This is a genomic window from Pseudanabaena sp. PCC 6802, from assembly GCF_000332175.1.
GTDB lineage: Bacteria > Cyanobacteriota > Cyanobacteriia > Pseudanabaenales > Pseudanabaenaceae > PCC-6802.
Genome location: NZ_KB235914.1, coordinates 3269622 through 3282877 on the forward strand (window position 1 = coordinate 3269622; position 13256 = coordinate 3282877).

The 13256-nt window shown below is 47.6% G+C and carries 12 protein-coding genes and 1 pseudogene; 3 read left to right on the top strand and 10 right to left on the bottom strand.

The annotated features are described in order from the left end of the window. Nucleotides 1-21 precede the first annotated feature (21 nt). Together PSE6802_RS0120890 and PSE6802_RS29875 are read right to left on the bottom strand one after the other, a co-directional pair. Nucleotides 22-1656, bottom strand: a complete 1635-nt coding sequence (locus PSE6802_RS0120890) for an alpha-D-glucose phosphate-specific phosphoglucomutase (RefSeq protein WP_019501987.1) — start codon at nucleotides 1654-1656, stop codon at nucleotides 22-24. 820 nt (nucleotides 1657-2476) lie between these two features. Beyond that, nucleotides 2477-3523 (bottom strand): late competence development ComFB family protein, encoded by a 1047-nt coding sequence (locus PSE6802_RS29875; RefSeq protein ID WP_019501989.1) that lies wholly within the window; start codon nucleotides 3521-3523, stop codon nucleotides 2477-2479. Between the two features lie 179 nt (nucleotides 3524-3702). On the opposite strand from PSE6802_RS29875, the gene PSE6802_RS0120910 reads away from it, so the two are divergent. Further along, entirely contained in the window at nucleotides 3703-5034 is a 1332-nt protein-coding gene (locus PSE6802_RS0120910) for an NB-ARC domain-containing protein (protein WP_019501990.1), read from the top strand. Here PSE6802_RS0120910 and PSE6802_RS0120915 read toward each other — a convergent pair. The 4 genes from PSE6802_RS0120915 to rpsD form a co-directional block, all read right to left on the bottom strand. Beyond that, on the bottom strand, nucleotides 5016-6029 hold the full coding sequence (locus PSE6802_RS0120915) for a M14 family metallopeptidase (RefSeq protein ID WP_019501991.1): 1014 nt from the start codon (nucleotides 6027-6029) through the stop codon (nucleotides 5016-5018). The two genes, PSE6802_RS0120910 and PSE6802_RS0120915, sit on opposite strands and share 19 nt — an antisense overlap. A gap of 61 nt (nucleotides 6030-6090) precedes the next feature. Next, nucleotides 6091-7038: a DUF4335 domain-containing protein gene (locus PSE6802_RS0120920; RefSeq protein ID WP_019501992.1), complete on the bottom strand. Its 948-nt coding sequence runs from the start codon at nucleotides 7036-7038 to the stop codon at nucleotides 6091-6093. After that, entirely contained in the window at nucleotides 7035-7631 is a 597-nt protein-coding gene (locus tag PSE6802_RS0120925) for a DUF3038 domain-containing protein (protein WP_019501993.1), read from the bottom strand. The genes PSE6802_RS0120920 and PSE6802_RS0120925 overlap by 4 nt, the downstream gene beginning before the upstream one ends. A gap of 51 nt (nucleotides 7632-7682) precedes the next feature. Then, nucleotides 7683-8291 carry a 30S ribosomal protein S4 gene (gene rpsD / locus PSE6802_RS0120930; RefSeq protein ID WP_019501994.1) on the bottom strand — a complete coding sequence of 203 codons (609 nt, stop codon included), beginning with the start codon at nucleotides 8289-8291 and terminating at the stop codon, nucleotides 7683-7685. 144 nt (nucleotides 8292-8435) lie between these two features. Between rpsD and PSE6802_RS0120935 the strand changes: the two genes are divergently transcribed. Together PSE6802_RS0120935 and PSE6802_RS0120940 are read left to right on the top strand one after the other, a co-directional pair. Beyond that, nucleotides 8436-8939 carry a hypothetical protein gene (locus PSE6802_RS0120935; protein ID WP_019501995.1) on the top strand — a complete coding sequence of 168 codons (504 nt, stop codon included), beginning with the start codon at nucleotides 8436-8438 and terminating at the stop codon, nucleotides 8937-8939. A gap of 67 nt (nucleotides 8940-9006) precedes the next feature. Further along, nucleotides 9007-9552 carry a LeuD/DmdB family oxidoreductase small subunit gene (locus PSE6802_RS0120940; RefSeq protein ID WP_019501996.1) on the top strand — a complete coding sequence of 182 codons (546 nt, stop codon included), beginning with the start codon at nucleotides 9007-9009 and terminating at the stop codon, nucleotides 9550-9552. Between the two features lie 9 nt (nucleotides 9553-9561). Here the strand turns inward: PSE6802_RS0120940 and PSE6802_RS0120945 are convergent, their stop codons facing one another. The 4 genes and pseudogenes from PSE6802_RS0120945 to PSE6802_RS0120960 form a co-directional block, all read right to left on the bottom strand. Beyond that, complete coding sequence (locus tag PSE6802_RS0120945) at nucleotides 9562-10035, bottom strand: Spy/CpxP family protein refolding chaperone (protein ID WP_019501997.1); 474 nt, start codon at nucleotides 10033-10035, stop codon at nucleotides 9562-9564. A gap of 120 nt (nucleotides 10036-10155) precedes the next feature. After that, the gene (gene glmS / locus PSE6802_RS0120950) at nucleotides 10156-12054 is read right to left on the bottom strand and encodes a glutamine--fructose-6-phosphate transaminase (isomerizing) (RefSeq protein ID WP_019501998.1); all 1899 of its coding nucleotides are present in this window, start codon (nucleotides 12052-12054) and stop codon (nucleotides 10156-10158) included. A gap of 124 nt (nucleotides 12055-12178) precedes the next feature. Beyond that, nucleotides 12179-12439 (bottom strand): annotated as a pseudogene (locus PSE6802_RS35955) (FMN-dependent NADH-azoreductase); the annotation flags it as partial. 508 nt (nucleotides 12440-12947) lie between these two features. After that, entirely contained in the window at nucleotides 12948-13160 is a 213-nt protein-coding gene (locus PSE6802_RS0120960) for a hypothetical protein (RefSeq protein WP_019502000.1), read from the bottom strand. Between the last annotated feature and the right edge of the window lie 96 nt (nucleotides 13161-13256).

The window sequence follows — 13256 nt, forward strand, 5'->3', positions numbered from 1 at the left end:
GTCTTGCAGGCGATAAACACCTCAGGTGATGACGGTTGGTTGCTCTCTGCCTGTTAGAGTGCGAATCTGGGCTATTTCGTCGGCGATCGCGATCAGAGGCGCAAGGGCAACCTGCGGATCGCTTTGCTGTTTGGCAGGATCGCTTTCATAACTTTCCAAGTAGACCCTCAATGTTGCCCCCTGCGTGCCCGTGCCAGAGAGTCGAAACACAATGCGCGACCCATCGCTAAAGCCAATGCGAATGCCTTGATTCTGGCTGATGCTACGATCGATTGGATCTTGGTAACTAAAGTCATCGGCATAATCTACCTGGTAATTATCAAACTGCTTACCTTTTAGATTGGGTAAAGCTGCCAATAGGTTAGACATCAACGTGTTGGCCTTATTAGTATCTACACCCTCATAGTCATGGCGGGAGTAATAATTGCGACCATATTGCTGCCAATGTTCGCGCGCGATCTGCTCGACGGACTGTTGCCGCACGGCCAGAATATTCAGCCAGAACAGCACCGCCCACAAACCATCCTTTTCGCGGACGTGGTTGGAGCCGGTTCCGAAACTTTCCTCCCCACAAAGAGTAACCTTACCCGCATCCAAAAGATTGCCGAAGAATTTCCAGCCAGTTGGTGTTTCGTAGCAGTCTATGCCAATTTTTGCCGCCACGCGATCTGCGGCCTGGCTGGTCGGCATCGATCGCGCCACTCCCGCAATGCCCTGGCTGTAGCCAGGTACGAGCTTGGCATTGGCAGCCAGGATGGCCAGACTGTCGCTAGGTGTAACGAAAAAGCGCTTGCCTAAAATCATGTTGCGATCGCCATCTCCATCCGATGCTGCGCCAAAGTCAGGCGCATTGTCGCCAAACGCGATCTCAACGAGATCGTGGGCATACACCAGGTTAGGGTCGGGATGCCCGCCACCAAAGTCTTCGAGTGGTTTGCCGTTAACAACCGTACCGATGGGCGCACCCAGGCGTTGCTCGAAAATGGCATGGGCGTAAGGCCCCGTGACAGCGTGCATGGAGTCAACGCACATGCGAAAATTGCCGCTCGTCAACAGTTGGCGAATGCGATCGAAGTCAAACAGCGACTCCATAAGTTCGGCGTAATCTGAGACGGAGTCAATGATTTCCACCTGCGTAGAGCCTATTTGCACTGTACCCAGGCGATCGAGGTCGAGGTCAGCCGACTCTAAAATCTTGTAGCTCTCAATAACCTTGGTACGGGCATAAATGGCATCTGTCACCTTTTCTGGGGCGGGGCCGCCATTGCCGATGTTGTACTTAATGCCAAAGTCCCCATCTGGCCCGCCTGGATTATGACTGGCGGACAAGACAATGCCACCGAATGCTTGGTATTTACGAATGACGCAGGAAACAGCCGGAGTGGATAAAATACCGTTTTGACCTACCAGTACTCTGCCAAACCCATTAGCAGCCGCCATTTTGAGGATGATTTGAATGGCCTGACGGTTATAGTAGCGACCGTCACCACCCACAACTAAGGTCTGACCTTGGTAGCCATCCAGGCTATCAAAGATTGACTGTACGAAGTTTTCCAGATAGTTACGCTTTTGAAAAACCGATACTTGCTTCCTTAAGCCAGAAGTCCCAGGCTTTTGATCGGTAAACGGTTGAGTAGAAACGGTATGTATATTCATGAACAAAGGGTAACTAAGTACTAATTAAGTATTGAGAACAGTGGAATAGTTCCTAGGTTATTTTATGTGCTTATGCGCAGCAGAAATATTTTCATTCTGCGCTTCAGTATGGGTAAAACCATTGCTTGGGGATGCAACCCCAAAAACACATACTTTTTCTGATTTTGAAAACCGCGATAGTACTTAATATACTTATAGATGAGTTCATGTAATTTAGCATTCATCAGAATCTAGTATGCCTGAGATATGTTAGTAATAAAGGTTTCTTTAGCTTTGTTAAATAATCTCCAAAATACTGTTTGACTAAATTGGGTAGGCTCCCAGCTTTGCCAGGGAGACGCTCAAAAGTTTGACTGGGTGCAATTGAGAACGGGTTTTATTGATGGGGTGAAGGGGTTCCACACGGCAGTGGCTCTAGCGGGGAACCCCAAGACCGCCCTGCCTCCCCTTCTTGGGGGCAACGCCCCCAAACCCCTTTCTCGTTTGCATCTGAAAACCGCTATATATAAATGATTGCGATGTGGATAAGCACGAATTTCCGGAATCAGTTTCTGTGTAAGAGAAAGACTATGGGAAGAAATCCTTATGAAAGCATCTGCTATTATGGTTGCACGAACCTAGCGATCGCTTCCGCTTTTGATAAATGGGGCGATTGACAATCGTCTTTGACAGATGGTGGGTTCGTCTTAATCTGTGCTTAGTGGTGCAGAAAACTTTTCCGAGAATCAGGAAGAGAAAACGGTAACACGAGAGAATTAGAACGAGTAATCGATAACCCCGCTACAGCAAAGAGGAGTAGCGAAAAGATTGTCCGCACTATCTATGCGGCAATCTTCGATCTCTCGGGCTTCCTTAGGGCATTTTCTACAATTTCAGCAACGTTTTGCCACGTAATATCCGATCGCTCTAAAATTTGTTGCAGCTCTACTAAAGCCACTTCTTGCTCTCGATCGAACTTGTTGAGAGTTAGCGGTAAGTTTGTCAGGGCAGGTGACAGTCCCACCTTGAGAATTGCTTCGCGTACTTGAGCTGTAATTTCTTGGGATAGCTCGGATTGAGCGCGTTGTGAGAGAAGTTGGTAACCGCGATCGCTGGTGGCATATAGTGGAGGGAGGCGGTTGAGTGCGTATGCAGCAACTTCTGCCATATCCAGTTGCTCTACTATAGATGGCGGTACGTTGCGCAGTAAGTGCCGAGCGACCAGGACGACCAGATTTTCCAGAACGTTACTATAGCCTAGTTGGGCTTTTAACGTGTAGGACTCCAATTCGCGATAATCCATAACCAGGCGATCTGAATATTGAGTGCGATCGACTGTATCCAATCTCAGCGCCTGACATCGGCGATCGCGCTGCCTGGAACGCTGTAAGTAGGATTTAACATCCAAGATGGTATGACGCTGCACCGGACTTAAGACAGGATTTCGATCGCCTTTTAACATAAGGTTTTCCAAGGAGGTATCTCCTGTCCTTTTGTAAAGAGCATCCACAACTGCATTAGGAACATCTCGCCATAACAGACATTCTTTACCCAGCATCTTACTCAGCTTAACTAAAACTCTTGCCCCACTATTCATCTCGGACTCCGGTAAGGGCGTATTGTCGTGTAGGGGATCGCCAAATTGCACGGCTCTAACGGCACGACATACAGTGTCAAAGATCTTGTCCCCAAATTTGCTGCGAGCGTAGTTACGTTGCAAAAACCACCCATATTGCGTTGTGACATATAAAGGGGGGAGTCGGTTCAGGGCAAAAGCTACAATCTCCGGCAATTTGACCCGTTGTTGCTCGTCAGCCCACAAATAACTTACCTGTTCTCGTGCTGATTTCACAACCAATTCTTCCATGACATTAATGAAAGCTGACATTGCCTCAACACCTCCATCGAAATCTGGTAATCTAAGCTTATGCCGTTGCTACTGGCTAATGCGGTGGAAAAAAGTGGGGGTCAGAGTGGGAAAAAGTGGGTAATTTGAAACCAGATTGCTGCTCTGCACGCAACGCGCACCAAGTATACTAGCTTGCTGGAGCACGGGTATTCACGAACATGACAATTGATGAGGCTCTGGTAATTCTAGACAGGTTGCTGCCACATAAACCGCTCGGGCAGGTTTATGAGTTAGTATTCCGCGAATCATGGGAGGGAAAAACTTACAGTCAGATTGCTGACGCAACAAGCTATGACTACGACTACATCAAAGAGATCGGAGCCTGGCTATGGCAGTCACTTTCAGAGGTTCTCAATGAGAGAGTTACTAAAAAAAACGTACGTTCAATGTTCAGGCGCTATCGAGATGCTGATCCTGGAGATGAAGATTACAGTCATAGCAAAGCTCTTCGCCATAATGATGCATGGATAGACTGGACTGAAGCACCAGACGTTTCGCTATTTTATGGTCGCGTCGATGAATTGGTTACCCTTGAAAAATGGATAGTCCAGGATCGCTGTCGCATAATATCGATTTTGGGTATGGGCGGTATAGGTAAGACATCTCTAGCTATAACACTAGCTGAGGAGATCCAATCGTATTTTGAGTGTGTCATCTACAGATCCCTGCGTAATGCTCCACCACTGGATGAGATGCTGCAAGATTTGGTACTCTTGTTGTCGCGATCGCCCAAAGAAATTTTGCCAGAAACCATGGAGGGAAAGATTTCACTCTTGCTGGAATGCCTGCAAAATAAACATTGCCTGATCGTGCTGGATGGTGTGGAAGCCATTTTGTGCAGCGGCAAATTTGCTGGTATTTATTCCCAAGGTCATGAAGCGTACGGTGAATTGCTAAAACAGATAGGTGAATATCAGCATCAGAGTTGTCTGATTTTGACCAGTCGGGAGCAATTAAGGGAAATCGTTATGCTAGAAGGTCAGCGCGTTAAATCTTTGTACCTGAAGGGACTGAGAGTAGAAGAATCAAAGGATATTTTTAAGGAGAAAGGCGAGTTTCGAGGTTCAGAGTCTGAATGGGAATTATTAGTTCAGCGCTATGGAGGCAATCCCCTGATTCTAAAAATCGCAGCTTCATCTGTCCAGGAGCTCTTTGCAAGTAATATCTCTCAGTTTATTGCGACCCTAGGGCAAAATCGATGGCTGTTTGGGGATATTCGAACGATGCTGGATCGGCTGTTCGAGCGCCTGTCTGCGGCAGAAAAACGTCTTATGTATTGGTTAGTAGTTGTGCGGGAGATTCCATCTCTATCAAATCTCTCGTCCGATATGTTACCGACTAAATCCTTACAAGAGTTTCTAACGATTGTGGATTCGTTGCAGCGTCGATCGCTGATTGAAAAGACAGCGACTGGCTTTGCCCAGCAACCCTTAATTAACGAATATGTGAAAGAGAAACTGATAGAGATGATTTATACAGGCTCTTGGTAGGCAAAACGTTCCATAAAGTAACACAGGCAGTCCTGCCGGATAATGTCGGTTCGCAGCGTTAGCATTGATGGCATCACTGGTACTTTCGTGCGGATCTCGCCGTTCTGGAAGTTAAAAAAGCGATTGGCTACATTGCGATCTTCTAAATCCCAGGCTTCGAGCCACAGGCGATCGCCAGGTTCAGGATTAGATTTAGTCCGCGCAAATTTTGTCCCGATCGCCAGTTCGCGAAAATTCAGCCGATCCAGATGCGGATCGAAACAAATATCGGTGTTCTCGCTGCCAAAGCTAAAGCTCGCATCTTTGGGAACCTTCACGATCGCCACGGTATGAAAAATATGCAAGCGATCGAGCGACAGTTCGCCAAAGTTTTGGAGGCGCAGGCACGTCTCTAAATAAGACATGACATGGTCAGTACCCGCCACTTGCCCTGGCTGTCCGCATTCCAAGGTGACCGACGGGCATAGATCGGCAAAAGCACTAGCCTGCACGGATTTGGGACTGGTGAAGTACACCACAATTGGAGCAAATAACTGTGCTAAATAGAGAAATCTTCGATCTAACCTGGTGACGCAACCGTAGTGGGGGTTGAAACCAGTGTTGTTATGGATGTCGATACTGGCAAATACTCCACGCGATCGCATCAGAGCGATTACCTGCTGCGCCATCTGTTGTTCTGGACTGCCTCCCCCCGACCAGATGCGATTGTAGTCGGGCTGCTCGTCAAGATGCCGTTTGCGATCGCGTGCTGCTGCTACGTTACCGATTAACAGCGATACAGAGCGCGGTAGAGAGCGATCGCGATACTGTCGCAACACAGTTTGCACGGCCAGCCATCCCGTATTTTCATTGCCATGCAGGAGTACCGATATAAATAAAGGTGGTTCCTGCTGCCCCTTCAGGTGAATTAAGGTTGGCCCATCCAGCACCTGATATAGTTCGGTGGCTTCTAGCTCCAGGAGTTTGGCAGGGAAAGCATCAAGTACAGTCAACATAAAGCGATCCTATCGCGATCGCGAAGCGATTTTATCCAGTCTATTGGGGATTTTATCCAGTTTATTGAGACTGTTTGATGGTAAAGGTACCCTTTGGCTCAAAAGTGACGCGAAATGTAGCTGTAGGTTGGGGCTTGGTGGAACTGCCGCCGGTGGTGGGGGCAGTGGGGACAACCAGCAGTTTTTTGAGCGGTAATTCTTTCTCTAGATCTTCCTCTGGTGCGGGTAAGAAGGGGTTTGTACGCTTGTAGCCCACTATTTCACCTTTAGCATTGACCGCCACCCGATAGGATACTGGCTTTGTAAACGATGGCGATGCAATCCAGGCGCGGTCGATCTGCTTTTTGAGATCGGCTTGCAACTCTTTAATTAGATCGGCATCCTTAATTTCAGGCGGCTTGGGACTTGCTTTGGGCTGAACCTGTGTAGTTTGAGATTGTGGCTGCGGCTGCGGTTGTGGTTTTGGAACCGGTACGAAGAACATGGCTGAAGCGGCGATCGCAAAGCCAGCTATTCCCATTGCCGCAGGCACAAGCCGCTCTTTTACTCTAGACTGGATGACAAGTTCACTTGTATCGGTTACCAGTTGCAGATCTGTTAGGGTCTGCGGATCTAGACACAACCGATCGATACCCTCCATCAGATCGAATAGCTGCACCACATTGAGCGAAATTTCCACGGGCTGCAAATCCAGATTGCGATCGGGATTATTACTCTCGTCGCGATTTGGATCGACGGACAGTCGATGTATGTGAGGGCCGATCGGCTCCAGGCGCACTGGCAATACTTCAGTAACCACGGGGTCGCCAATGGATAAATCCTGGACGTATTGACCCACGGATTTAACGAGAGCATCTAAAAGCTCGCGCCCCCCAGTAATAATTTTGGATGTGTGCTGAAATCTACATTCAAAGTTAGTCAAAATAGACAGGACACCGCTGCTGCCGAGACCGATACCCTCAATTAAGAGGGTGCAGTTAGGTAAGTTGTAAGTGCGTTGAATGGTCATGCGATCGCCCCGTCAAGTAAACCATGCCACAATCTAACCTTCCCCGCCTCACCACTACTAAATAGAAGCTGATTGAGCAATTGTAATGACAATTGTTTCAGTTCCTCATCGCTCAAGGCTATGGGTAATCTCATACGGCTTTTATAGAGCGATCGAAATTGCTCCAGATATACCTCAACAAAGAGTCGGTTTTGCTGCAATCCCAGGGCATCGATTTTATTTTCATCGATCTGTTCGCAGGTAGACACGAGCAAGCGTAAATGGGGGTTTATCTGACCTGCTATATGACAAATCAGGGTCACTAGCGCTTTTGCCTCTTCCCATTCTAAAGACGCACGTTGATAGTTTCGTCTTAAAGGGTTGGTGTTGCGCAGCCGCCAGAAACTAACGCGATTGGGAATGGTTTCCTCTAAATTTAATTCCGGAACCAGATAAAGCATGACATCTGTCACTTGCAAGTCGATCGCCTCTAGTGCTAGCACGAGATTATCTAAATCCATGCGAATGCTACGAGGACAACCCCTTGATGCCAAATTATCAGGGATAGGTAGCTCCAGGTTGGTTCGATCGCTTTGAGAAATATTCAACTGCATAACCAGCAGTATAACTTAGACAAAATTAGCTTACCCAGCATCTAGAAAAAACTAAGCTTGACGTGAATAGTACTCAATCACGAGTAGTTCGTTAATTTGTAAAGCAATCCACTCGCGCTCGATAATGCCATTGACTTTACCGGTCAGCTTAGCCTTATCAAATTCCAGGTGACTTGGGGTATTAGCCAACCCAGGAAACTCCAGATTAGTTTCTACCAATTTGCGCGATGCATCGCGATCCTTAACGCCAACTACATCGCCAGGGCGACAACCATAACTGGGGATAGAGACTACTTTGCCATTAATTGTAATATGTCCGTGATTGACCAACTGTCTGGCGGCTGGGATGGTAGGAGCCATACCCAAACGAAAAACAGTATTGTCAAGACGCATCTCTAACAATTGCAACAGTACTAAGCCAGTTGAGCCCTTCACTCGTCTTGCTCTGCGCACGTAGCGGAGTAGTTGGGTTTCAGTCAAACCATAGTTAAACCGCAGTTTTTGCTTTTCTTCTAAACGCACTGCGTATTCTGACTTTTTCTTGCGCTCCTGACCGTGCTGTCCGGGTGGATAGGCATGTTTAGGTTGCTTGCGACTAAGACCGGGCAATTCTCCTAATCGTCTAACTATTCTGAGGCGTGGCCCCCGATATCGAGACATGACTCCTTCCTTAAGGTGCTAAATTTCCAGACCTACTAGTATATTATTTATCTGCAAAACTTGCTATCAAAATTTGAGGAATAGGTGATATTGTTTTGCTATGTTAAATTTTCAACTTATTAGTAGATCGTAGTAGGGGCTTGCTTGACACAGTCAGTTAACTTACCAAAGATCGATGACTTCCTGCAAGAGCTAGCCACAATCCAGCAGCAGGGGTCTAAGCGAGTTGCCATTTTGGGCTCTCGTCACGTGCCAATTACACACCAGCATCTGATCGAGCTTATGAGCTACGCTCTGGTGCTATCCGGCAATCGGATTATTACATCCGGTGCGACAGGCACTAACTTCGCCATAATTCGCGGTGCGCTGCGTGCCGATCCTAACCTTTTGACCGTAATCTTGCCCCAGAGCTTGAGCAGACAACCGCCAGAGTCTCGCGATCAGTTGGAAAATGTGATGCACTTAGTCGAGCACGGTGAGTGGGATCAAATGACGCTAGCTGAGGCCAGCACTTTGTGCAATCAGGAAATTATAGCTAAGTGTCAGCAGCTCATTTGTTTTGCTTTTCACGATAGCCATACTTTACTGAGAACCTGCGAGCATGCAGAAGAGCAACGTAAAGTCGTGACGTTATTCTACTTTGATTAGAGCTCGTACTGTAAGGTGGGCATTGTCCACCCTAGCTAGAAATTTGACCAGACATCTAAACCGAATCATGAGCAAAACTGTTAGCGGCACCGTATTTGTGGTTGACGATAATATCGATACCGACCAGATTATTCCTGCCGAATACTTAACCCTGGTACCGTCGAAGCCAGATGAATACGAAAAGCTGGGCAGCTATGCCATGATCGGCTTGCCCGATCGCTACGGTAAGTTTGTTGCTGAAGGCGAGATGAAAACTAAGTATCCAATTATTATCGCTGGAGAAAATTTTGGTTGTGGTTCCTCCCGCGAACACGCCCCGATCTCTCTAGGTGCATCTGGGGTCAAAGCCGTAGTCGCCCAATCCTACGCCCGCATTTTCTTCCGCAACAGTACCGCCACTGGCGAGCTATATCCCTGGGAGTCGGAAGAGAGACTTTGCGATCGCTTCAAAACAGGCCACGAAGTCACAATTGACTTCGTGCAAAACCAAATTACCAATCACACTTTGGGCGAGACATTTACCCTAAAATCTTTAGGCGAGGTAGGCCCCGTAATCGATGCGGGCGGCCTATTCGCCTATGCCCGTTTAACAGGTATGATTCCAACCAGATAAATCTCGCATTTAAGGTTTCTTAGTCTGAGACTGTAGCTGCTGCAACTGCTTTATTTGCTGGGGGGTGAGAATGGCGATCATCTCCTGATTGGATTTTTTGACGATTTCCAGAATTTTGATTTGCTGTTCCTTGGTAAGCTTCAGTGCTTGCAGTGCAGGCTTCAGCTTCTGTTCGTCTTTGATCGCAGCCGTAAATTTGGCGCGTTGATCCGCAGGAATTACCGCAGCGATTTGCTCGTTGCGCTTGGTGCGAATAGCTTGCATTTTTGCCTGCTGCTCTTTTGTAAGCTGAATTTTTGGTGGTAAGGTTGCAGGCTCTTCGGTCGTTGGTTTAGCGGGGGCTGCAGTAGCTGGAGTCTTAGCAGGAGTTGTTGCTGCGGGGGTTGGCGATGGCGTGGGGGTTTTAGCCAAAGCCACGGGAGCGATCGCCCCAAGAGCTACGGTAGCAGCAAGAAGGCCGAGATATAAGGGTTTAGCAGTCATAGTTGTATCATCTCCATTTAGGTAACGATCTCGATCCTATGACGTGTCTTTAACTCGGCTTGTTTCTAATCGTATTTTCTTAAGCTTGGGTTAATCTTGCACCCAGGTTATGCCCATTGTCTATTCTACCGTTACGCTTTTTGCCAGATTGCGCGGTTGATCGACATCTAAGCCGCGATGGGCTGCGATATGGTAAGCCAGGAGTTGCAGGGGAATCACGGTCAGCAAGGGAGACAAAATTTCATCTACTACTGGGATAGGTAAAAGATGATCGAAAATCTCCACCGCCGCAGGATCGTCGAGGGGTGCTACGCCAATCAACTGTGCTTCCCTGGCTCTAGCTTCCTGGGCATTAGATAGAACCTTCTCATAGACGCTGCCAGGAGTAGCGATCGCCACTACAGGTACATCCGCATCCAATAGAGCGATCGGACCGTGTTTCATTTCACCTGCTGGATAACCTTCCGCGTGAATATAGCTGATTTCCTTTAGTTTCAAAGAACCTTCCAAGGCAATGGGGAAGTTAATCCCGCGTCCAAGATAGATAAAGTCCTGGGTATGAGTGAAACTATGGGCAAGCTGTTCGATATAACGTTCTTGACCTTCCAAAATTACTTCAATTTGAGAGGGAAGTTGGCGCAGACCATCGATAATGCGATCGGCTTGCTCCTGCGATAGAGTTTGACGGCGCAGACCTAAATCTAATGCCAGAAAATAGAACATCAATACCTGCGCCACGAAGGTTTTAGTGGCAGCCACACCGATCTCAATTCCAGCCTGAGTATCGAGAATGCGATCGGCAATGCGACTGATCGAGCTTTCCGGGCGATTGGTAATGCCAAGACAGCGATCGCCCCGCGATTTTGCCAGTTCCAGAGCAGCTAGGGTATCGGCAGTCTCGCCGGACTGCGTCACGCCGATCGTCAGAGTATTAGGCATTAAGGGTGGTGGGGCATAGCGGTATTCAGAGGCATATTGCACGGCAGTAGGTATGCCCACGAGTTGCTCCAGCAGGTATTTGCCCACTAGCGAGGCGTGCCAACTCGTGCCGCAAGCCAAAATCTGGATATTGGTAAGATTCTCTAATACAGCATCGTCAATGCCCAGGTTAACCTGGTTATCGTCGCTGACAAATTTAGCTAAACCCATGCGCACTACGCCAGGCTGTTCGTAGATTTCCTTGAGCATGAAGTGTCTGAATCCCTGCTTTTCAACCAGCACGGGGTTCCAGTTCAGGGTTTGGGGGCTGCGGCGCTGGCGATCGCCATGGAAGCTATAGATTTCTACGGCATCGCGGGTAAGGCGGGCAATTTCGCCATTTTCCAATAACAATACCTTGCGGGTGTAAGCTACCAAAGCAGGCGTATCGGAAGCACAGAAATTTTCACCTTCGCCCACACCAATTACTAATGGTGCTTGCTGGCGCACTACGATTAGCTCGTTGGGAAAGTCCACATGCATGATCGCGAGGGCAAAAGCGCCCTCTAATTTGTTCACTGCCCGTCGTACTGCTTCGAGGAAAAAAGTAGAGGGAGGAGCTGGAGCGTGAGGATTATCTACGCTGCCAGCAGTTGGTTTGTAGCCAAGGTCGCTCAGACACTGGGCAATCAAGTGCGGAATTACTTCTGTATCGGTTTCGCTGACAAATTTATGTCCTTGGAGCTTTAGCTCCTCGCGCAGGGCATGGAAATTTTCAACAATGCCATTTTGGACGACGGCCAGGGCTTCGATGGTATCAGTATGAGGATGGGCATTATGTTCTTCTGGCTTGCCGTGGGTGGCCCAACGCGTGTGCCCGATACCAATATGGGCGATCTCGCCTCGATCTCGCACCGCTGACAGTTTTTCCTCCAGGTTAACTAGCTTACCTTTGGCACGGACGCGCTCCAGTCGCCTGGCTCCCTTGGGAATAGTTGCCACGCCAGCAGAATCATAACCGCGATATTCGAGCTTGCGCAAACCATCCACCAGTACTTCACTGGAGTTGCGATCACCGATATAGCCAACAATGCCACACATAAAGTCCGTCCACCAAGTTTACGCCTTAGATTATAGCTACGATCTAAAAATATGCTGTGCTACTAATAGGTAATTAAAGATCTCAATTAGCATAATCTGCCTTGTCAGCAATGGTCAGCATGTTAAACCCACCGCCAATGAATATAACTTTCTTGCCGCTAACCAGCCCCTTACCTTGACCATTCTCAAACGTAAACGTTCGACCTACACGCACGATTTGATCGATGTAGGCTTTGAAATTTGAAGGCACGCTGAAGTTATACATCGGCACACTGAATAGACATCGATCGGCAGCTAAAAACTCATCCACTAATTCATCAGATAATTTGAGATGCGATCGCAGTTCTGGGCTAAGTGCTTCTGGTGGCGTAAAGTCAGCTTCAATTATTAAGTTCGTAATTTTACTGAAATCGCCAGTATTTCGGGCGAGCAAAATTAAATTGTTGGAAATGGCGATCGCCGCAATTCTCAAGTCCATTGTAGCCACACGAACCTTCTGACTTCGCATCTCATCAAACATTGCGATCGCTGTAGCATCAAATGGTAAAACTGGAGCTTTTTCAAAACCGTTAAGAGTTTCTAACAACAGTGTATATCCACGAGCCATATCAGTATTGTTCTGGGCGCGATTGATGAAGCTGTGAGCGCCAATTACTTGCTCATGAAAACTAATAACGGGTGCGATCGGAATTTTGTGTATCGAGCCTCTGAAACAGCTTAAATACGTACTTCAGGACTCAATTTACACAAAAATCAGAGCACTCTCCTAATAACCGATAAAGCAAAGTCTGCGATCGGATGTTGCGACATCCGCAAAGTTAATCGACTAAACTCTAAACTGGAACGGCGCTGTAGAAAACTGATATGGTCGGTATCAAGCAAATATTTCACGATTATTTGCCAACGTCATCAATCGGTTTGTCAGACTGTCGAAACTCGCGTCCATATTCTAGAGCTTCTAGAAAAGCTGAGTCATCAGAGATCGAACCTATGAGTTTTTCGAGCCAATTGTCGGAGCTAGGCTTACTGTCTAATTTATGCTGGAGGTCAAAAACCACTTGTTCAAGAGTTATCAAGCGTCGTTCAAGAGTTTCTATGTCTAGCATGGCTGCTCCTAGATTGAAAGTTATAATTTAGTTGCGTAGTGCAAGGGCTTACTCTAGTCTAACTAAAAAATTGTAACTGTGTTCAAATTAGTGTCA